Source organism: Bacteroidota bacterium, from assembly GCA_013360915.1.
Taxonomy (GTDB): Bacteria; Bacteroidota; JABWAT01; order JABWAT01; family JABWAT01; genus JABWAT01.
The window spans coordinates 132,032-151,134 of sequence record JABWAT010000001.1; the positions used below are offsets into that span (position 1 = coordinate 132,032).

Annotated in this window: 15 protein-coding genes and 1 riboswitch; of the genes, 2 read left to right on the plus strand and 13 right to left on the minus strand. The window is 48.9% G+C overall.

The genetic code is table 11. The features are described from left to right. Positions 1-2 precede the first annotated feature (2 nt). The 6 genes from HUU10_00615 to HUU10_00640 form a co-directional block, all read right to left on the minus strand. A complete protein-coding gene (locus tag HUU10_00615; GenBank protein ID NUQ80086.1) occupies positions 3-350 on the minus strand; it encodes an STAS domain-containing protein in 348 nt (115 codons plus the stop codon). 10 nt (positions 351-360) lie between these two features. After that, positions 361-2,568: a SpoIIE family protein phosphatase gene (locus tag HUU10_00620; GenBank protein NUQ80087.1), complete on the minus strand. Its 2,208-nt coding sequence runs from the start codon at positions 2,566-2,568 to the stop codon at positions 361-363. A 63-nt stretch (positions 2,569-2,631) separates the two neighbouring features. Next, entirely contained in the window at positions 2,632-3,282 is a 651-nt protein-coding gene (locus HUU10_00625; GenBank protein ID NUQ80088.1) for an energy transducer TonB, read from the minus strand. Between the two features lie 63 nt (positions 3,283-3,345). Beyond that, a complete protein-coding gene (locus HUU10_00630; GenBank protein ID NUQ80089.1) occupies positions 3,346-3,999 on the minus strand; it encodes an energy transducer TonB in 654 nt (217 codons plus the stop codon). A gap of 68 nt (positions 4,000-4,067) precedes the next feature. Beyond that, positions 4,068-6,527 carry a TonB-dependent receptor gene (locus tag HUU10_00635; protein NUQ80090.1) on the minus strand — a complete coding sequence of 820 codons (2,460 nt, stop codon included), beginning with the start codon at positions 6,525-6,527 and terminating at the stop codon, positions 4,068-4,070. A 59-nt stretch (positions 6,528-6,586) separates the two neighbouring features. Continuing rightward, a riboswitch (TPP riboswitch) is annotated at positions 6,587-6,685 on the minus strand. A 32-nt stretch (positions 6,686-6,717) separates the two neighbouring features. After that, positions 6,718-6,939: a hypothetical protein gene (locus tag HUU10_00640; GenBank protein NUQ80091.1), complete on the minus strand. Its 222-nt coding sequence runs from the start codon at positions 6,937-6,939 to the stop codon at positions 6,718-6,720. 157 nt (positions 6,940-7,096) lie between these two features. Between HUU10_00640 and HUU10_00645 the strand changes: the two genes are divergently transcribed. Beyond that, complete coding sequence (locus HUU10_00645) at positions 7,097-7,525, plus strand: EamA family transporter (GenBank protein ID NUQ80092.1); 429 nt, start codon at positions 7,097-7,099, stop codon at positions 7,523-7,525. Positions 7,526-7,538: 13 nt separating this feature from the next. Here HUU10_00645 and lon read toward each other — a convergent pair whose 3' ends face one another. The 3 genes from lon to HUU10_00660 all read right to left on the minus strand — a co-directional run bounded on the left by lon (position 7,539) and on the right by HUU10_00660 (position 12,055). Continuing rightward, positions 7,539-9,917, minus strand: a complete 2,379-nt coding sequence (gene lon, locus HUU10_00650; protein NUQ80093.1) for an endopeptidase La — start codon at positions 9,915-9,917, stop codon at positions 7,539-7,541. Positions 9,918-9,992: 75 nt separating this feature from the next. Further along, complete coding sequence (locus tag HUU10_00655) at positions 9,993-11,588, minus strand: peptide chain release factor 3 (GenBank protein NUQ80094.1); 1,596 nt, start codon at positions 11,586-11,588, stop codon at positions 9,993-9,995. Positions 11,589-11,656: 68 nt separating this feature from the next. Beyond that, positions 11,657-12,055 carry a DUF3127 domain-containing protein gene (locus HUU10_00660; GenBank protein NUQ80095.1) on the minus strand — a complete coding sequence of 133 codons (399 nt, stop codon included), beginning with the start codon at positions 12,053-12,055 and terminating at the stop codon, positions 11,657-11,659. A gap of 125 nt (positions 12,056-12,180) precedes the next feature. On the opposite strand from HUU10_00660, the gene HUU10_00665 reads away from it, so the two are divergent. Continuing rightward, on the plus strand, positions 12,181-12,534 hold the full coding sequence (locus HUU10_00665) for a DUF4296 domain-containing protein (protein NUQ80096.1): 354 nt from the start codon (positions 12,181-12,183) through the stop codon (positions 12,532-12,534). On the opposite strand, the gene HUU10_00670 is transcribed toward HUU10_00665, so the two are convergent. Genes HUU10_00670 through HUU10_00685 form a run of 4 tightly spaced genes read right to left on the minus strand, consistent with a single transcriptional unit; the run spans position 12,515 to position 19,090 of the window. Beyond that, positions 12,515-14,359, minus strand: coding sequence for an ATP-dependent DNA helicase RecQ (locus HUU10_00670; GenBank protein ID NUQ80097.1), 1,845 nt, complete (start codon positions 14,357-14,359; stop codon positions 12,515-12,517). The two genes, HUU10_00665 and HUU10_00670, sit on opposite strands and share 20 nt — an antisense overlap. Before the next feature lie 19 nt (positions 14,360-14,378). Beyond that, positions 14,379-15,251: a UbiA family prenyltransferase gene (locus HUU10_00675; protein ID NUQ80098.1), complete on the minus strand. Its 873-nt coding sequence runs from the start codon at positions 15,249-15,251 to the stop codon at positions 14,379-14,381. A 3-nt stretch (positions 15,252-15,254) separates the two neighbouring features. Further along, entirely contained in the window at positions 15,255-16,712 is a 1,458-nt protein-coding gene (locus HUU10_00680) for a response regulator (protein NUQ80099.1), read from the minus strand. Beyond that, entirely contained in the window at positions 16,709-19,090 is a 2,382-nt protein-coding gene (locus HUU10_00685; protein NUQ80100.1) for a GAF domain-containing sensor histidine kinase, read from the minus strand. Before HUU10_00685 ends, HUU10_00680 begins: the two co-directional genes overlap by 4 nt. Positions 19,091-19,103: the final 13 nt, after the last annotated feature.

The following is a 19,103-nucleotide window of genomic DNA, read 5'->3' on the forward strand; positions in this document are numbered from 1 at the left end:
CCTTATCCTTTGAATTTTACGATCGCCTCGGATTCAGTCCGGGTGATATCGTATAAAACCGGAAAACCCAATAAATCGAATACATTGTAGACTTTATCACTCATCTCACAGAGTTTGATATCTCCGTGCTGATCACGCACATCCTCGATATAGGCCATGAATACGCCCAATCCGGCCGAAGCGATGTACTGCAGATCTTTAAAATTGACGACAATCCGGTTACTTCCCCCCTCAATCAGCGTCTTCAGGTGGTTTTCCAGATCGGCTGCCGTATGGGCATCCAGTACCCCATTGAGGGAAATCACTTTGATTTCCTCATGATCTTTAATATTTACACTGAACATGCTCATGTCTTACCTTTTACTCCGTACCTTTCCATTTAGTTACAACCAGCGTCAGGTCATCGTTTGCACGGCCGTTCCAGATGAAGGCATTTACCCCACTGATTATCTGGTCAAGAATTTCTCTGGCACTCCGCTCACGGTTGTCACGGCAAATCTGCTCAAGTCGTTCATACCCGAATTCTTCCTGCTTCTCATTCATGGCTTCCACCACGCCATCCGAGTACATCACCAGGACATCACCCTGAATCAAAGGTACCCTGATCTCCTCGGTGGTTTCTGTAAAAACGGCAGAGGGACCCATTCCCAATCCGATTCCCTTTGACCTGATAAATTCGGTGGTCCCATCCGCGCGGATCCTTAACAGCGGACAGTGACCGGCCCTCGAGGTCACCACTTCGGATCGGACCGGATCATAAACTGCATATAAAACACTGACAAAGGATTTCCGTTCCAGACTGTTGTACAGAACATGATTGGCTTCGGCCAGCAATGCCTTCGGCTCGGGGAAATTCCTGGCCAGAGACTGAAAAATACCTTTAACCTCAGCCATGTAAAAGGCAGCACTGGTTCCCTTGCCCGAAACGTCAGCAACCACAATCCCTGTTTTTCCATCGGGAAGTGTCAGAAAATCATAGTAATCACCCCCAACCTCATAGGCCGGGTAGCTGACACTTTCAACCTCGGCATAAGGCAGATCCGGATTGGATTGCGGGAGAAGTTTCATCTGAATGTTCTGGGCAATGAACAATTCCTGCTGAAGGCGTTCTTTCTCCAGTGACATTTCAAACAGCCGGGTATTGTCAATGGCTATGGCCGCCTGTTCGGCAAAGGTGAGCACCGTATCGATGTCTTCCCTGTCAAACCCGAACTCAATGCCTTTCGCAACAAAAAGCCCCCCCACCAGGTTGTCTCTTGCAATCAGTGGAACAGCTATCAGACTTCCGATTTTCTTCTTTTTAACCAGGACCTGATCCATGAGCGGATGTGTATTGGCCTTTTGAATATTTAACAGGGTCCGGGTATTTACCAACGCTTCGCGGATGCTGTTACCACTCATGCCTGTCAGAATCTGAATATCGGTCGATGTAATGTTCTTGGGTGACAGCAATTTCACATCGCGCTGCCCGCCGGATTGGATGGTGTAGGTTTCGAGCCAGGCTGAATCTGCATTCGTGGTCTGAGCCGAAAAATTCACAACCGCTTCACTGAGTTCTCTGATATCGAACACGCTGCTGATCAGTCTCGACAGACTATGAAGAGAGGTCAGTTCGGTCGATTTCTTTTCGAATGCTTCCGAAGTTGGTAAATGGAAAAGAATTGAGAAGAAGGCAATGGTGGCATAGCCCAGGATAAAGGTGATGGTAAAACGGACCACTGTCAGAATAAACGGAGACAAGTATTCCATGGCAGTCATGGCACCGAGCATATCCGTGGTCAGGAAAATGATGTTCAGGGTGATCACGAGAGAAAGCAGAAAGATGGAAATGATCTTTTCCCGGCGAGTCACATACAAAACCCATGAAAGGCGGAATCCGTTCAAAAGAGCATACACACCAAAAGACAAAAGGAGCAGTACCTGAAGCACTTCACCTGAAAGAAAACTCCCGGAAGGAATCATCGACCGGAGGCCCATCACGCCCAGCAGAACCAGCAGAATGTAGAAATTCGTTTCGAATCGTCTGGTGCGTTTATGAAAAACATAATGCCGGACGTGAACCCAGGCAAAGGCGGAAAACAGTAAAAAACCGCCAGTCATCAAAAAACTGTAGACAATTGAGAAAAAAGTGGTGGGGCGCAGATCGACCGACCCGGATGGGACCGGAACCGGGTCGTCCGCCTGAAAGTCGGTATCACTTCCCGTTGTTTCATCCGGAATGACCAGATCGGAAGTGGCGGCCATTTCTCCCGTCCGGTGGAAACCAACATCTGCAAACTGGTAATTGAACAGAAACGCCAGCAGCAGCAGCACTCCCATACCCAGCAGACATTTCCAGAGGGATTGGATGAGTTCAGGTTTTCTGACCGGACTGTTTTGCAGAATGAAAAACATAAACCCGGCAGCCGTAACCACCACCAGTGTATCACGGAGTCCACCTATCCAGCCTGTGTAAAGTTGAATGTGACTGTAATTCCCGATCAGGAAATTAAACGAGTCACCAACCATCAGAAGGCTGATGGCTGTCCAGAGAAAAGATTTCCAGTAGATGGGTTTTCCGATGTTCATAAAACAGAAAAAGCACAGAGTGGTCTGTGCTTTCGCCTGGCTTTCAGTTTCTGATCTGGTAACTTATGATTTCAGTTTGAACCGGACCGGGATGGTCAGCCATACTTTTACAGGCTTACCGCGTTGACTTCCCGGCTTGAATTTGGCCTTCATCACCGCCTCGGTGGCTGCTTCATCGCAACCAGCACCAATTCCTTTGGCAACGACCGCTTTGATCACATCGCCCTTTTCATTGATGGCCGCACGGATCACCACCGTACCTTCAATTCCGGCACGTTTGGCAATTTCAGGATATACAATGGCCTTCTGAATAGCAGCAAGTCCACCCACGATTTCCGGTAATTCCTCAACCACTTCAAAAATGGCTGCTTCTTCTTCTTCAGCCACAGTTGGAGGAGGAGGAGGGGGCGGTGGCGCACTGACATCCAGTTCTGATTCAAATACAATTTCATCATCAATCACGGCATCATTGGGAACGAGAACCGGAACCTGAGGACGGGGAGGAGGAGGCGGCTTTACTTCCTGTTTGGTGATGGCGATTTCTTCAATTTTAATGGCTTCCTGTTCCTTAACCGTAATCACTGTTTGGTTTTTCAGATCAGGAAAGAAATAGAAGCCCAATACAAGCAGACCAAGTACAATGGAAACCGATGTCTCCATGTACAATTTCCAGTGCCGCCTGATATCAGCTTCGGGGGTTTTGATAATTGGCATTGCTTCCTCGCAGATATGCTGTCAAACGAATATAACCGCTGATTATTTTATTGTCAAACCACTCTAGAAACCGCTTTTTACCGAAAATCGGACAGGAATCGCCATCCTGACTTTTACAGGTTTCCCTTGCTGCAAGGCTGGCTGAAATTTCATAAGCTTCAACGCCCTGATTACCTCTTCATCCAGACCATACCCTAATGATTTTATAATCTCAACAGATTCCACTCCACCCGACTTGTTTACCACAATTCTGGCCAGAACTGTTCCGCCGATTCCCAGTTGCCGTGCCTGGTCGGGATACCTGATTTCCTTCATCAGAGCTGAAGTGCCACCAATCAGAACCGGCGCTTCCTCCCAGAAATCGATGGGACCAGGTTCTGTCTCTTCGGGTTTCCAAAGGGAAGGCGGCGTAATGGGAACTTCGCTTACTTCGCTTGAATGGTAAATCATTTCATTTGGAATCATGGTTTCATTGGGAACTGCCACCGGAACTGCAGGCCGGATGGGCTCGGGCGGATGAACCGCCTGAACAGTCAAGGGTATCATCTCTATGCGGTCGGGTTCTGAAACCGGTACTTTAAACGTCACCACGGGCCTGATATCGGGAAAGTACAGGAATAAAAGGATCAATCCACCAAGAATTCCTGCCATCGATACCTGGGTACTTCGTTTCCAGGTCAGTTCAAGGTTTGCTGCTTCAGTCTTATACAGTCCCATCTCATCCTCCGGTTGGTTTCCCTTCTGGAGAATGATACCTGCCACCATTTCGAAAGTTCCCGCATGCCTCACCAACGCCACGAAAACCGGGTCATCCAATGCCGGCCGGCCTGTGGGTAGTAAAAATTCTCGGTTACCCGCTCCCCTCCTGAGATATATCCCCAGGTATATCCATTTGATTCGTAAAGTTGATTGAACAGATTGTATACTCCTGCTTCGATCAGCCAGGTCTCCCCGGATTCGCTTAACCGGACCATCCAGTTGATGGTTGTATACGCGTCAAGCATCCGATCGGAACTGCCAGTATTATCGAGATATTGCCCACCAACATATTTTACCTGTATTTCCGATTGCAGATCGGTTTTTTCCCTGAACGGATTCAGGAGAAACAGGTCCGTATTCAGACCAAAAGAGCCGGTTACGGTTGGGGTGAAAGCAATCGGTTTATTGTGATACTTTTTTCTGTCCTCGGTATTGGTATCATAGTTAAAGAGATACTCATTATACGTCTCAATCCCCGATTTCATCAGGGTCAGATTGGCATGAATCTGATTACTGGTGGTTAACTGTCCACCAAATTCAAGTTCCACTCCCGAACGGTAACTGGCCGGCACATTGGTCCGGGTGTAGTTTCCCACATCGTTGACTGCCCCGGTCAGAACCAACTGGTCTTTGTAATTCATATAAAACAGGTTAACTGTTGAGTACCAGTTTTCATTCATCGTCCAGGTAAAACCGGATTCCAGGTTTCTGAGATATTCGGCTTTGGGACGTGATTGCGGCGAGGAATTCACATATTCTTCACGGGTTGGCTCCTTGGCTGACTGGCCAACAAACAGCCATCCGCTCAATGAAGCGGATTGTCTCCAGAAGATCCCAGCCTTTGGATTGAAGAATGTTAACTCATCGCTCACATAACCCCGACTCAGGTCAGTCTGATAGCCCAAAAACCGGTATCGGATCTGACGAACCTGTCCGTCCAGGAAAAATTCGAAGTGATCGGTGGTGTACTTCCACTTTCCAAACACATTCCAGTCGGTTTTTCTGGCTTCATTTTCGTAGTACCGATCCCCTGTCTCGCTGGCCGATGCATACCGGGCCCAGGTCACCTCACCAAAATGGTCCCCATCATATTGTGATAATCCGCCACCTGCCACAAAGGACTGGTCATTGTCCGGATCGTACCGGAAAGATCCGAGTAAACCACCGAAGGTGTTATCCAGCCACCGGCGACGGATCAGGTCGGTGGTCCGGATCGTATCGGCACTCAGGATGATATCGGGAATGCCGTACTCTGACAGAGATTGGCTGTTTTTATACTCCTCATAAAATCCACTGCCCAGAACCACGAACCCAGCCAGATCCACAGTGAGCTCATTTGTCAGTTGCCTTGAATACAACACTTGATAGTGATCCTGGCCGTACCGGTCATCCTGTCCATCATAAGTGTAATAATTATACGTTCTGCCGGATCGGAGAAGGTTATCGGTTTCGGCTGGAGACAGTCCATTGCGGGATGCGTAATCCAGCATTTTTTGTTTATCATTTCTTATTCTGGACTCGGGAACGCCATACCACGCCTGACCGGTGACTTCCCTCCCGTAAATCACATTGGCTGAGAAAACGGACACTTCATCCCGGTGACTCAGGGTCAGGTAGGCTGATTTCAGATCAGATTCAGACCGATCTACATACCCATCGGATTGAATGGCCGATGCACTGACCGAAAAACTCCATCCATCTCCCAGATCACCGGTTCCGCTTTTCAGATTGATCCGACGGGTGTTGAAAGATCCGTAACCAGTTGTGATTTCTGTGAAAGGCTGATGTGAAAACCGTGTGGTGGCCAGGTCGAGTGTGGCTCCAAAATTGGCTGGTCCGGCCGTGCTGGTACCGACACCGCGTTGAAGTTGAATCGATTCGGTGGAAGATAGAAGATCAGGCAGATTCACCCAGTACACCTGATGCGATTCAGGATCGTTCCAGGGAATACCGTTCAGTGTCACATTAATCCGTGCCTGATCGATACCTCGAAACCGAAGACCGGTATAACCAATTCCCGCCCCCGCATCAGAGGTCGAAACCACCGACGGAAGACTCTGAAGCACCTGAGGTACATCTTTTCCCGAATTGAGGGTTGAAATAGATTCTGCCCCCAGTTCATCCACCACCTGTGACCGGGACTGGGATCGGTGACTCTCGACCTGAATCAGTCCTTTCAGATTCAGATCAATGGACTGCATTTCAATTCTGACCGATGAAAGATTGTCCTGCATTGTCAGATCAACTTGCACCTGATTATAGCCCAGATAGTTGATCTGAAGAGTGATGGGAAGACTGCCGGTCGTGGTCAGCGTAAAACGGCCATCCCGATCCGTGGTAGTTCCTGCTTTAAACTCAGGAATGGAAACGGATGCGCTGAACAAAGGTTCTCCGGTTTTGGCATCCACCACCTTCCCGGAAATAGTAAGTTGTGCAAATCCTGTTGTATACAGAATGAGAGAAAAGAAAAGAAGAGCAGTTTTCATGAATCCACCATTTTATTAGGGTTAATAAAACAGTTGGAGAGTAATGAGAAGTGTGAAGTCGATGTGCCCATCGGTTTCCCTACGCCGGTACAAACCGGATCAGGTTCACAGGGTATGATCTCAGTCCCGAGGCAAACGGGACACCCCCAACCAGTAACAGACAAACAGCAATAAAACGCGGTGTGTTCCGCTATCCTTCCAACCAGGCCAGCGAGTCGTTTTCGGGCTCGTCCTTTTTGGCGTAGGCCTGTTCCTTCGGAATATCCTTTTTTACCGTGTCACTGTTGCAATCGGGACAACGATACCCTTTGATCAGAAATCCGGGGCGTTTTCCACAGGTATTGCACCAGAGAACGGTGATCAGGCCAGTGTTTTTTGCTTTTTGTTCTGCCACGGTGCGAAAATACAACATGAAGGGGAAAGAATACAGGAGACATTATACAACAACAGGTAAAGGTTTAACCATTAAACGTCCATTAAATTGGGAAAAATGGCGTTTAAACATCAACGTTTTCTGAAAAAATAAGAAAGGCGGTGCCGACATTTGAAAAAACGGAAAGGAACCGGTTATGAAACCATTCATCTACGCAATTATTACTGCCATGGCCTGGGGAATCGGCGGGTACTTCGAGAAAAAAGGACTTCATATGGGCAATCTGTCACCGCAGATGGGAATCACTATCCGGACGGCCATTGCCCTGCTGATTCTGGGTGCAGTGAGCTTTCCTGAGTGGAAAGGTATTATGAACGCCGGCCCCAAAGCCCTGATGTACATGATCATTGGAGGAGGAATAGTGGCCGGCAGCATCGGAATGCTCTGTTTTTACATGGCCATCAAGGGAGCACCTCTCAGTCAGGTCATGCCGATTGCCTTCACTTCTCCCTTGTTTGGTGCGCTGATGGGAATCATTTACGGCGGAGAACCCATTGAGGTGAAAACCATCGTAGGGATGGTTCTTACCATCAGCGGAATTGTGGTATTGACCGTAAAATGGTAAAGGTAAAAAGCTGTCAGAAACCGCAGGCGGCCAGCACATCCTCGAAATAATCAGCAAATACCGGCTGAATGCCCTGCCGGATGGCCTCTGGCAACGATTCAAAGTCTTTTCTGTTATCAACCGGAAAGATCAGCCGAAAAACACCGACCCGACGGGCTGCAATGGTTTTCTCTTTCAGACCACCAATGGGGAGAACTTTCCCAGTCAGTGTAATCTCTCCCGTCATGGCCACGGACCGGGTGACGGGTTTTCCTTTCACCAGACTGACCATGGCAAGGGTCATGGTAATTCCGGCTGAGGGTCCATCCTTGGGAGTGGCCCCGGCCGGGACGTGCAGGTGAATCATGTTTTTCTCAAAAAAGGACGGATCTAAACCCCACTGCTCTGCCTTGGACCGCACCAGTGAATAGGCAATAGAGGCCGATTCCTGCATCACCTCACCCAGATGGCCGGTCAGTTTCAGTCCTGATGAACCAGGGACACCGGTTGCTTCAATGTAAAGCGTCGATCCTCCCATCGAGGTCCATGCCAGCCCCAGAACCACACCGGCAATATCACGCTGGTAAAGTTCTTCGGTCATAAAGACCGGTTTACCCAGGTATTTTTCAAGGTTGGCTGGTGAAATTCGTTTACTTTTCCGATTTCCCTCCACCTGCTCCATGGTCACTTTACGCATGATTTTCCTGAGTTGTGCTTCGAGACTTCGAACGCCTGCCTCGCGGGCATAACGGTCAATCACCAATTTCAGCACTTCATCGGAAAGATGCAGATCCGATTTTTTAAGTCCGTGTTCCCTGAGTTGTTTCGGAATGAGATGCCTGCGGGCAATTTCCAGTTTTTCTTCGAGTATATAGCCGGACAGGTGGATGATTTCCATCCGGTCCAGCAAGGGCGCTGGAATGGTATCGAGCGTGTTGGCCGTCGTTACAAACAAAACATTCGAAAGGTCGAAACGAACATCCAGATAATGGTCCAGAAAATCTCGGTTCTGTTCCGGGTCGAGCACTTCGAGCAAGGCGCTGGCCGGATCGCCCTGGTAACTGGCACCGATTTTATCGATTTCATCCAGCATGATTACCGGATTGGCTGTGCCGGCCCGTTTCAGACTTTGGATCAGTTTTCCTGGCAGAGCACCGATGTATGTACGCCTGTGCCCTTTTATTTCAGCCTCGTCACGCATTCCGCCAATGGAGAAACGGTAGAATTGCCTGTTCAGCGCATCGGCAATGGACCGACCAATCGAGGTTTTGCCCACTCCCGGAGGTCCGACCAGACAAATAATTGATCCGGAGATTTTCCCTTTCCTGATAATGGTGGAAATGAATTCCAGAATCCGTTCCTTCACATCCTGAAGTCCGTAATGCTGTACATCCAGGATTGCTCTTGCCCGTTTGATATTCAGCCGGTCCTTCGAAAATTTACCCCAGGGCAGATCGGTCAGCCAATCCAGATAATTCCGTACCACGTGGTACTCGGCCGAGGCCGGTTCGAGCAGCCGCAGCTTTTCGAGTTCCTCAGAAACCACCCGGGCCGCTTCTTCAGTGAGCTTCAGTCGGGCAATCTTGGCCTGAATACGGTCGGTTTCAGCCGATTTTTCATCTTTTTCCAACCCCAGTTCCTGTTTGATGGCCTTTAATTGCTCGTAAAGAAAATATTCCCGCTGCTGCCGTGTGATTTTCTCTTCGATCTGCTGTTTGATTTTTTCCTGAAGACGGGCCACTTCAATTTCTTCTTTCAGAACAAGCAACAGTTTCTGAGCACGTTCAAGAAGATCGAGGGTTTCGAGAATGTCCTGAAGTTTATACGCTTCCACCGTGGTCATCGAAGCAATCAGGTCCATGACAAGGCCTGGTTTTTCGAGCGAGAACTGACTGACAAGCAGTTTGAGCTGCTCCTGAAACATGGGGTTCAGCTTCAGAAGGTCTTTCACACTGGAAATGATCGCCAGTGTAAAAGCCTTGATCTCACTGTCATGATCCGAATCTGGCGTGATCAGATAATCCACCGACCAGCGGATGACCGGTTCCTTCGACTGTTCCTTAGCCTTTCTGAAACGCTGAACACCGTGGACCAGCACCTGAAAACTATCTGCGGAGACCTGATTGATTTTCAGGATTTTAACCGCCGTGCCCACTTCATACAATTCCACCCGGTCTTCACCGATTTCCCGGGCCATGACCACACCAGCCACCGGCTGGTCACTTTCTGCAAGGATGCTGATGGCTTTTATAATTCTTTCGCCTGAAAGGAGCAACGGAATGGTCATTCCGGGAAAAAGCGGGCGTTGAAACAAAGGAATGATGACCAGCTGGACGGGCAGCAATTCGGAAACCAGTACAAGCTTGTTTCCGTCATTTCCGGTTTGAGAAGAGGATTGTTCGTTTTCTGACATGGAAGTACCCGTTTATTAGGCAGATAAATGTATCAGACTTTTTAACAAAGGACAACAGGGTCCCGATTCCACAAACTACGGACGGGAAAGATTCACTCCGGTTTCATTTGGCGGGGCATCGAGAAGTTCCAGATCGGGATGCCGTTCCCGAACGTAGTTCACTTCCCAGTCACTGTCGAAGAAAATGACCCGTCGCCCGGCCGAATCCCGGTAAAGGTTAAACGTTCTGCTGTCGGGCAGGGTCTGGTGGTCATGAATCCACTTGACCCTTGTGAAGCTGAGCGTTTCGAAACGGATTTTTTCACGGTATTCCTCTTCCATCCGGGTCGCAAAGACTTCCAGTTGAAGCTGACCGACTGCGCCCAGAACAGGGGTGGGGTTGTCATTGATATCGGTGAACAACTGCACCACGCCTTCTTCACCCAATTCCTGAACACCTTTTTTAAACCCTTTGGAAAAACTGTAAGTGGCGGGGAATACACGCATGAACAGTTCGGGAGAGAATCGCGGAAACCTGGCCATGTCTATTCTCGGACCGGAGGAAACCACATCTCCCACACGAAAGACCCCAGGATTGATCAGCCCAATCACATCGCCGGGAAAAGCCGTTTCCACCATGGACCGGTCCTGACCAAAAATCCGGTAGGAATAAGTCAGTTTGACCTCTCTGTCCATCCGGTAATGCCATGCACCCATGCCCCGCTCAAACGAACCGCTCATCACACGCATGAAAGCAACTCGGTCGCGGTGTTTCTGGTTCATGTTTGCCTGAACTTTATAAATAAAGCCCGAGAAAAAGTCAGAATCAGGTTCAACCTCTCCTGAGGAGGTCAGGAAGACACCGGGAGAAGGGGCCAGATCGATGATCATGTTCAGGAAGTGTTCTATACCAAAGTTGTTAATGGCACTTCCCCAGAAAACCGGGGTGATTTCCTGTTCTAGAAAAAATTCACGGTCAAAAGCAGGCAGCGCTTCCCTGATGAGCGCAACGTCTTCAAGCAACTGCATCTGGCTTCTGTCACCAATCAGATCGGTCAGCGATTCCGACTCCAGATCCGCTACCCGAACTGGTGCTTTATACTGCCCTTTCACGACTTCCTGGAACAGGTGAACCTGCTGATCGGAAAGATCAATGATTCCCTGAAAGGTGTCACCAGAACCAATCGGCCAGGTGAGCGGAACGCAGGTAATACCAAGAACGCGCTCGACCTCAGACATCAGGTCAAAGGGATTCTGACCAGGCCGGTCCAGTTTGTTCATAAAGGTGATGATCGGAATTCCCCGTTCACGGCAGACTTTGAACAGCTTGATGGTCTGAGGCTCAACGCCCTTGGCAGAATCAATAAGCATGATGGCTGCATCAACCGCCATCAGGGTACGGTAGGTGTCTTCGCTGAAATCCTGGTGACCCGGTGTGTCGAGGATGTTCAGCAGAATTCCGTTGTATTCCACCTGCATGGCCGAGGAGGAAATGGAGATTCCACGGTCCTGTTCAATAGACATCCAATCGGAAGTGGTCGATTTGGTGCCGGCCTTACCGGTCACACTCCCCGCCCGCTGAATGGCCCCTGAGTAAAGCAGGAGTTTTTCGGTCAGGGTGGTTTTTCCGGCATCCGGATGCGAAATAATAGCCAACGTCCGTCGCCGGGCGATTTCTTCCTGAAGGGTCATATGGATTGTTTCCGAAAGTTAACCGGCCGCCCGTTTCAGGGAAGCCGGTATCATTGTGGTTCTGAAGATCAGGCCTCGTCCTCTTCGTCGAGGGAGTTGGTAATCTGATCCCTTATATCAAAGGAAGACCGGTTTTGCTTTCCGGGGGTTGCTGCCGTTTGAATGGGCTCATGGGTGGATTCATCGACCCGGAGGATTTTCCAGGCCTGAAGGGTGTTGTAATAAGTCTTGATACCTTGCTGGTTGGTAACCGCTCTTCCCTTCAGATTGATGTTAACCTCGACGTAGTCTCCTACTTTGTAGTGGTCGAGGATCTGACATTTATCATGGTTAAACTCGAGTTTCAGATATTCCGGGAACTGAGAATTTTCGATATGTTCGATAACAAATTCGCGTTTTCTGAATTTTTCGTTGACCTGATGTGTGGTATAAATCTCTACAATCTTTCCCTGAAGTGTAATTGTCATTTTAAAAGTAGTCCGTTTCTGTCTGAATGATAAAGTTTTATGTATGAATGAATGATTGAAAGGCAAAAATTAAATATTTTTCCCCTAATCACAAAATCAGGTCTGTTTTTATCCAGGTTGGCACCATGATGATTTCCCGTTTAACCCTTCTCTTTTCCTTTCTGATCCTGACCGGTTGGTTGTTTGCAGCCTGTTCTCATTCAACCGAAGACCGGTTACCGGTTCAAAGAGAAAAACTGACCGATATTTTGTTTGACCTTCAATTGGCCGAGGGCCGTTCGCTGGCCAGACTGGAACGGGATACCGTACAAACCGACCTGAAGGCATTGGTTTTAACCCACCACGGGGTCAGCAAGGAGTTGATGGATTCAGCCCTCTTTCTGCTTTCAACAGACCCGGCACTTTTCAGAGAAATCCAGCAGGAAATACAGGAAAGACTTTCACGGGTGGACCGGTCCCTCAATCAGTCCGCCAACTGATCTCATGATCCATGCCTCGTCTGTCAATACTCAGTAATCCCTGCCGGTAAGACCAGTCAATTATTTTTCTGAGGTGGTATCCTGAAACAGGTTCTGAAACATCTGAACGGATCCACATGGCACCTACTGTTGCTTCCAGATCTGAAAACAGAATCGACTCTTGTTTTTTCAGGCATTTCGCTACCTGATCAAACTCGTTCAGGGTGAAGGATCGTGATGGTCCCGATCTGCAGGCGTCACACAATCCGCAGCGGAAGGCTTTTCCCGTGCCCGTCAGATGGGAGACCAGTGCAGCCATCCGGCACCCTTTACCGGTCAGATATAGATTCCAGAATAAAAGTCGCTGCAATTCCGCCCGGAAAAAGGCTGTTGCCCATTCACCAAAGTTCTGACGTTCACCGGGTCCTTCCGGAATGGTTAACAACGCCTCATGGCTATCATCACACACCATCACACCCATCGGCTTTAGCCTTCCGAGACACTGCAAGGCCTGCTGAAGAGTCATCTGGCAATCCTTCGACAGACGTTCCAGATCCACGCCGGTGGGTTGCCTGGTCAGCTGCCCTCCCACCATGTGCAACATTCTGTCAATCAGGAGATTGTCCTTTTCATCCGGAAAAGTCAGGTAAAAAATTTCCTCGGGAATCTGAACCAGCACCCGGTTCTGAATCTTTCCGGCTACCGGTACGGACCAGGGATTTCTTCTGATCATGTCGGCAACGATGCGCCTGGCGGTTATCGATCGCGGGTGTGGAGGCCAGCGCCCGCCCTCATGAATCATTTTCCTCAGATCATGAATTCCAGCCTCTGCGTCTGCCACATCAGCCGGTTCAAGAAACATGGCAGCCCAACAGGTTTTTCCATCCCGGCCGCCCCGACCCGATTCCTGGAGGTAATCCTCGGTCAGAACCGGCACATCCAGATGAATTATCAACCGGATATCTGGCTTATCCACCCCCATTCCAAAAGCGCTGGTGGCAACCATTACCGGGGTTTCATTGGATAAAAACCGGTTTCCGGACTGTCTGCGCAGATCTGCGGGCATGCCGGCATGGTAACAGGCCGTGGCCACGCCCGCCTGATTCAGCACTTGCCCCAATTGTTCAGTCTGACGCCGGCTGCGGGTGTAAATAATGGATGAACCTGGCCTTGCTTGCAGGGTCTGAACAAGAAACTGAACCTTTGATGGGACTTCCCGCAACTGGTAAGACAGATTCGTCCGGTACAGATCACCGGTCAAAACCTCCAGCTTTTCCAATCCGAACTGAGCAGCAATCAGATCTACCAGATCGGGGGCCGGTGTTGCAGATAGCGCCAGAAAACGGCTTTCCGGAAACCGTTGGAACGGATACACCAGTTTCAGGTAGGAAGAACGGAATGATTTTCCCCATGTACTCATGCAGTGAACTTCGTCCAGAACCAGCAACAAGGAAGGTATCTGGCTGGCAACGGCCTCTCCGACACCCGATATCCACCGTTCAGGGGAAAGAAACAGGACTCCCCAGTCAGATGTGAGAAAGCAGTTAAGCGCACTTTTATTTTCGTCCGCAGATTGCAGCCCATGCATGGACCACGAAGGAATATTCAATTCTGAGCAACGTCGAAGCTGATCAGAGATCAGAGCAATCAGTGGAGAAATAACCACGGTTTTTAATCGGTAAAAGGTGGTTGGGACCTGGTACAGCAGGGTTTTTCCCATACCAGTCGGCAGAAAGGCCGCCACATAACGGTCCGAATACAAGCGGTCAATCACCTGCCGTTGCAGAGACCGGAAAGAGGGCAAACGGTAAACCTCACGGAGGTGTTCCGTTAACGGATCATTCATAAGGATGTAGGTCAGAAACTCAGGATACGAACCGGTCAACCAGCACAAAAGCCATCAGAACCAGCGCAATTGCTGAATTGATCTGAAAAAAGGCCATGTGAATTTTTGAAAAATCACCGGGATTGACCAACCGGTGTTCAATGACTAACAAAAGTCCCACCACTACCACTCCAAGGTAATAAATGGGTCCGGCTGGCGATAACAACCCTGCTACAAGAAGCAGCAACACCATGAGAACATGAAGGAATTTTGCCAATATCAGAGCCTGATCAGGACCAAACCTGGCCGGAATGCTGAACAATCCAGCCGACCGGTCGAAATGCATATCCTGGCAGGAATAAATGATATCAAATCCGGCAATCCATACCATCACAGCCAGACCAAGCACAATCGACACCAGACCGAAAGATCCGGTAATGGCCAGCCAGGCACCCACAGGAGCCAAACCGATTCCCATTCCGAGGATCAGATGGGCCAACCAGGTGAATCGCTTGGTGAAGGAGTACAGGAAGATGATCAGCAAGGCAACCGGGGACAGGTAAAAACAGAGCGGATTTAATTGCCAGGCAGAAAAGATAAAAAGGAGAGAACTGATCAGAATCAGTACAGCCACTGCCTGTCGCGAGATCAGACCGGCCGGGATTTCCCTTCCTGCCGTTCGCGGGTTTTCTTTATCGATCGGAGCATCAACCAGCCGGTTGAACCCCATGGCGGCACTTCTGGCCGACACCATGGCCACCACAATCCAAAGAATACGCGACAGAAGGGTTTCTGAACCGGTCCATTCCCATGATGCAAAAACCACGCTGATCAGGGCAAATGGGAGTGCAAATACCGAATGGGAAAATTTTATCAGGCTTCCGTAGGTTTTAACCTGTTGGGCCCACTGCATCGGTCAGCTCAGTACCTGTTCTTTCGGGATGGTAATGGTAACCGTGGTTCCGATCCCCAGCTCAGATTCCATTGCCAGATTTCCCCCATGCAGATCGGCAATTACTTTTGCAAGTTTAACCCCATAACCCATTGATCCGCGCGAAGCAATCGGTTTACCGGCTTTGCCAAAGTCTGCGGTAATGATTGGAATGTTTTCTGCAGGGATACCTATACCAGTATCAGAAATCCGGACGATAAAATCTGTATCGGTAATCTGTGAAGTCAGGTTAACGGTTCCACCCACCTTATTGTACTTTACAGCATTGGAAAACAGATTGAGGAGCAATTGTTTAAACCGGTTCGGATCCACTTTGATCAGATCGATTCTGTTGTCAAAAGTGGCATTAACCTTCACCTGCCGCTGTTCGATATTGAATTCGAGAATGGCGAGGACGGTTTCGACAAGATCCGAAAAAGAAACCAGTTCCCGGTGCAAACCACCCTGATCGGATCCCGGACGAGACAATTCAATCATTTCCATCAGCATGGACATGATGTGCCGGGCTGATTTATCAATGATTTCAAGGTATTTCCGGTTTTTATCCTCATCGGTCCGGTTCTGGTTAATCATATCGGCATAACCGATAATGACCGAAAGCGGTCCTTTGAGTTCATGATTCAGGTTGGTCAGAAACCGTACATTTTCCTGCGGAAGTGTTTGGCCCTGAGTGGCGTCCTTGAGCAGTTTTTCATTCAGGCTGACCAGCTGATCGATGATTTCGCGGGTGGTCCTGTGATCGGTGATGGTTATTTCGTTGCCCGAAATGCTGTTCGTACGGCATTCCTTCAGGATTTTGACGGGATTGTAGCCAGTCAGATTTACCGATAACTCCTGTGAATCTTCCTGTTTTTCATTCACGCGCATGGGACAATCACGGCCATGGCATTTGAAAATATCAAGACACTTTTTGTCCTGAAGAATCTTGGTGTTGCTGAACAGAATGGTATGAACCGAGGAATCCCAGGAGATAAGTTTCAGTTCATGATCAGAAAGCAGTTTTGCTTTTTGTGCATACCGGTTTTCATGGGCTTCCTTGATAGAGGCATACAGCCTTATCTGGGACCGGATACGGGCATTTAACTCCCTGAAATCGAATGGCTTGGTGATATAGTCTTCAATACCGGAATCGAATCCGGCCAGTTTGTCATCCAGTTCAGACTTGGCAGTCAGCAGAATGACCGGGATCATCCGGGTGGTTTCGTCAGCCTTTAATTCTCTGGCCACTTCAATTCCGGTTTTTCCGGGCATCATCACATCAAGAACCACGCAATCGGGTTGTTCTGCCTTTACCGTTTCATACGCCTTCAGGCCGTTTTCCAGAGTGATGACATCATAATCCTCACAATTGAGCTGTATGTTCAGCGCATCCAGCAAATAAAAATCGTCGTCAACCACAACGACTTTTGGCCGTTTACTCATAAAAATCCTCTTTCATACGGTAAGACAAGGGTGAAGGTTGATCCCACTCCGACTTCACTTTCGAGTTCAAGCTTCCCACCCAATAAGGTTGCCAGTTTCTGGCTGATGGACAATCCCAATCCGGTTCCACCGGCTTTTCGGGATGCAGATCCGTCTACCTGACGGAAACTTTCAAAAATGATGTCTTTGGCTTCTTCCGGGATGCCGGTACCGGTATCTTTTACAGAAATATAGATGAAATCTCCACGGCTTTCAAATGAGATAAAGATTCCACCTTCCTCGGTAAACTTAAGGGCATTGGAAATCAGATTAATCAGAATCTGTTTCACCCTTATTTCATCCGTCATGAGGATGACCCGGTCCTTGGGAGGCAGTACCTGCAGCTGAATTCCCTTCTGCTGGCTCTGAAGCTCAAAAGTCGAGGAAGCTGCCTGAATGATACTCTGAAGATCCACTTCAGTTTTATGAATGGTCATCATGCCTGCCTCGATCTTGGACAAATCGAGAATGTCATTGATCAGGTTCAGCAGGTGCTTGCTCGACATTTTAATACGGTCCACCGACTTTTTCTGCCGATCATTGAATGTTTCATAATCACGCAGCAGAATATCTGTATAGGCAATAATCGAAGTAAGCGGGGTGCGCAGCTCGTGACTCATGTTGCTGAGGAATTCCGATTTCAGAGCCTGAGCCTGTTGCGCCTTCCGGGTTGTTTCCTGTTCGAGTGTGTAGAGACGGGCATTTTTCAGAGCAATGGAAATGAATGGGGTCAGCATTTCCAGATAGGCCCGATCCCGTTCATTATACCCTTCCTTGCTGATTTTGTTAATCAGCTGAACCACCCCGATTCCGGCGGCATCGGGTGAAACCAGAGGGGCACAGAGAATGGATTCGGTCACGTGCTTAAGCATGTCGTCAACCGACTTGTCGTGCCGTTCATCCTTTTTGGTGTTGTTTACGATCTGGCTTTTCTTGTTTGAAAAAACCCAGCCGGCAATCCCTTTCGTGCTGGGCATTCTGAAACCTTCGATCGATTTGTGTTCTTCACTGGCCACCATTTTGATTACCAGTTCATCGGTCTCATCATCGTAGAGAAATAAAGAGGCATCTTCGCATTTGGTCGCTTCCACCAGACTGCGAAGGATGGTTTTCAGCAGCGATTCCTGCTCGAGAACCGATGTGATGGCCTGTCCCAGCAGGTTGATGGTCTGCAATTCCTGATTGGTGCGTTCCAGATCCTGACTGTGCATGAAAATCTGCTCTTCCATCTGGCGCTTCTCTATCTCAAATGAGATTTTATGCGCCAGGAAGTACAGCATATCTTCTTCAAAAGTTGAAATGGTCATGACCTGCTTGCTGGCTGCAAATAACACACCGTAAGGTTCATGACGGATAATAATCGGTGTACTGAAAAAGGTGGAAAAACCCAGATGCTGATAAACCGGGTGATTGACATATTTCCGCATGGTGAAGGGGTTCTTCATATCCATGTTTTGTTTCTGATCGCTACCCTTCACCGTCACTTTCAGCTGGTCCAATGAAGGGAACTGATCACCCGGAACCAGAATATTTTCACGGTCATAAATGTATTCCAGGACGAGGAAATCCCCTGAGCTCCGTCCCATCCCGATGGTTTCGATATTCAGCAGGTCGGAAACCACTTTAAAAATATTGAGCATCATGGTCTGCTGATCGGTGTACCGGCTCAGCATGACCTCGACCACACGCCTCAGCTTGGTATCAATGTTTCCAAGCTGTTCACCCTTTTTCTGGATATCGGTCGATTTCTGACTGATGATTTTGCGGTCAACATTGACCTGCTTCTCAAGAATATCGACCCGTTCCTTCAGTTGAAGACGACTGATCTGTACACTCAGTTGGGTTTTCAGGTAGTCGGCTGCTGCCGGATTCCTGAACATGGCGGGAAGATTGCTGTCATAAAAACACGCCAGAAGAAACTGCGGATCCGTGCCCGATCCCAAAGGGAAAATGATGGCCTGATGCAATTGTTTGGTGGCAATTTCCTCCATAAACTCAAGACAGATCGGGGCTTCCTCCACATTCTGGGAAACCAGAATATCACGTGAAATCAGACAGGAATTCAGCACACCCCCTTCATTCCGGTGGGTATAAAACATGGACACCGATTTGAGAAGCCGGGGCGTGAGGTTGAAATGACTGACAAGAGTGAGGTTTTCGGCCGCTTTGTTATACTCATACAACAAAACGAGTGTGCAACCCAGGTCATTTCCGAAAAACTGACAAATGGCAGACTGACCTTCTGCGAGACTGACCTCTGAGACCAGGAGTTGGTTGATCCCTCCCAATATCTCCTGAGTCAGTCCGGTCCGGTTGCTTTCCTGTGGTGCTAATGCCATATCTGCTTAAGGT

Excerpts from the sequence above, each read along its gene's own strand:
- HUU10_00630 (NUQ80089.1), bottom strand. The coding sequence starts at position 3,999 with ATGGGACTGTATAAGACTGAAGCAGCAAACCTTGAACTGACCTGGAAA.
- HUU10_00655 (NUQ80094.1), bottom strand. The coding sequence starts at position 11,588 with ATGACCCTTCAGGAAGAAATCGCCCGGCGACGGACGTTGGCTATTATT.
- HUU10_00670 (NUQ80097.1), bottom strand. The coding sequence starts at position 14,359 with ATGAATGATCCGTTAACGGAACACCTCCGTGAGGTTTACCGTTTGCCC.
- HUU10_00675 (NUQ80098.1), bottom strand. The coding sequence starts at position 15,251 with ATGCAGTGGGCCCAACAGGTTAAAACCTACGGAAGCCTGATAAAATTT.
- HUU10_00665 (NUQ80096.1), top strand. The coding sequence starts at position 12,181 with ATGATGATTTCCCGTTTAACCCTTCTCTTTTCCTTTCTGATCCTGACC.
- HUU10_00620 (NUQ80087.1), bottom strand. The coding sequence starts at position 2,568 with ATGAACATCGGAAAACCCATCTACTGGAAATCTTTTCTCTGGACAGCC.
- HUU10_00685 (NUQ80100.1), bottom strand. The coding sequence starts at position 19,090 with ATGGCATTAGCACCACAGGAAAGCAACCGGACCGGACTGACTCAGGAG.
- HUU10_00635 (NUQ80090.1), bottom strand. The coding sequence starts at position 6,527 with ATGAAAACTGCTCTTCTTTTCTTTTCTCTCATTCTGTATACAACAGGA.
- lon (NUQ80093.1), bottom strand. The coding sequence starts at position 9,917 with ATGTCAGAAAACGAACAATCCTCTTCTCAAACCGGAAATGACGGAAAC.
- HUU10_00615 (NUQ80086.1), bottom strand. The coding sequence starts at position 350 with ATGAGCATGTTCAGTGTAAATATTAAAGATCATGAGGAAATCAAAGTG.
- HUU10_00680 (NUQ80099.1), bottom strand. The coding sequence starts at position 16,712 with ATGAGTAAACGGCCAAAAGTCGTTGTGGTTGACGACGATTTTTATTTG.
- HUU10_00660 (NUQ80095.1), bottom strand. The coding sequence starts at position 12,055 with ATGACAATTACACTTCAGGGAAAGATTGTAGAGATTTATACCACACAT.
- HUU10_00625 (NUQ80088.1), bottom strand. The coding sequence starts at position 3,282 with ATGCCAATTATCAAAACCCCCGAAGCTGATATCAGGCGGCACTGGAAA.
- HUU10_00640 (NUQ80091.1), bottom strand. The coding sequence starts at position 6,939 with ATGTTGTATTTTCGCACCGTGGCAGAACAAAAAGCAAAAAACACTGGC.
- HUU10_00645 (NUQ80092.1), top strand. The coding sequence starts at position 7,097 with ATGAAACCATTCATCTACGCAATTATTACTGCCATGGCCTGGGGAATC.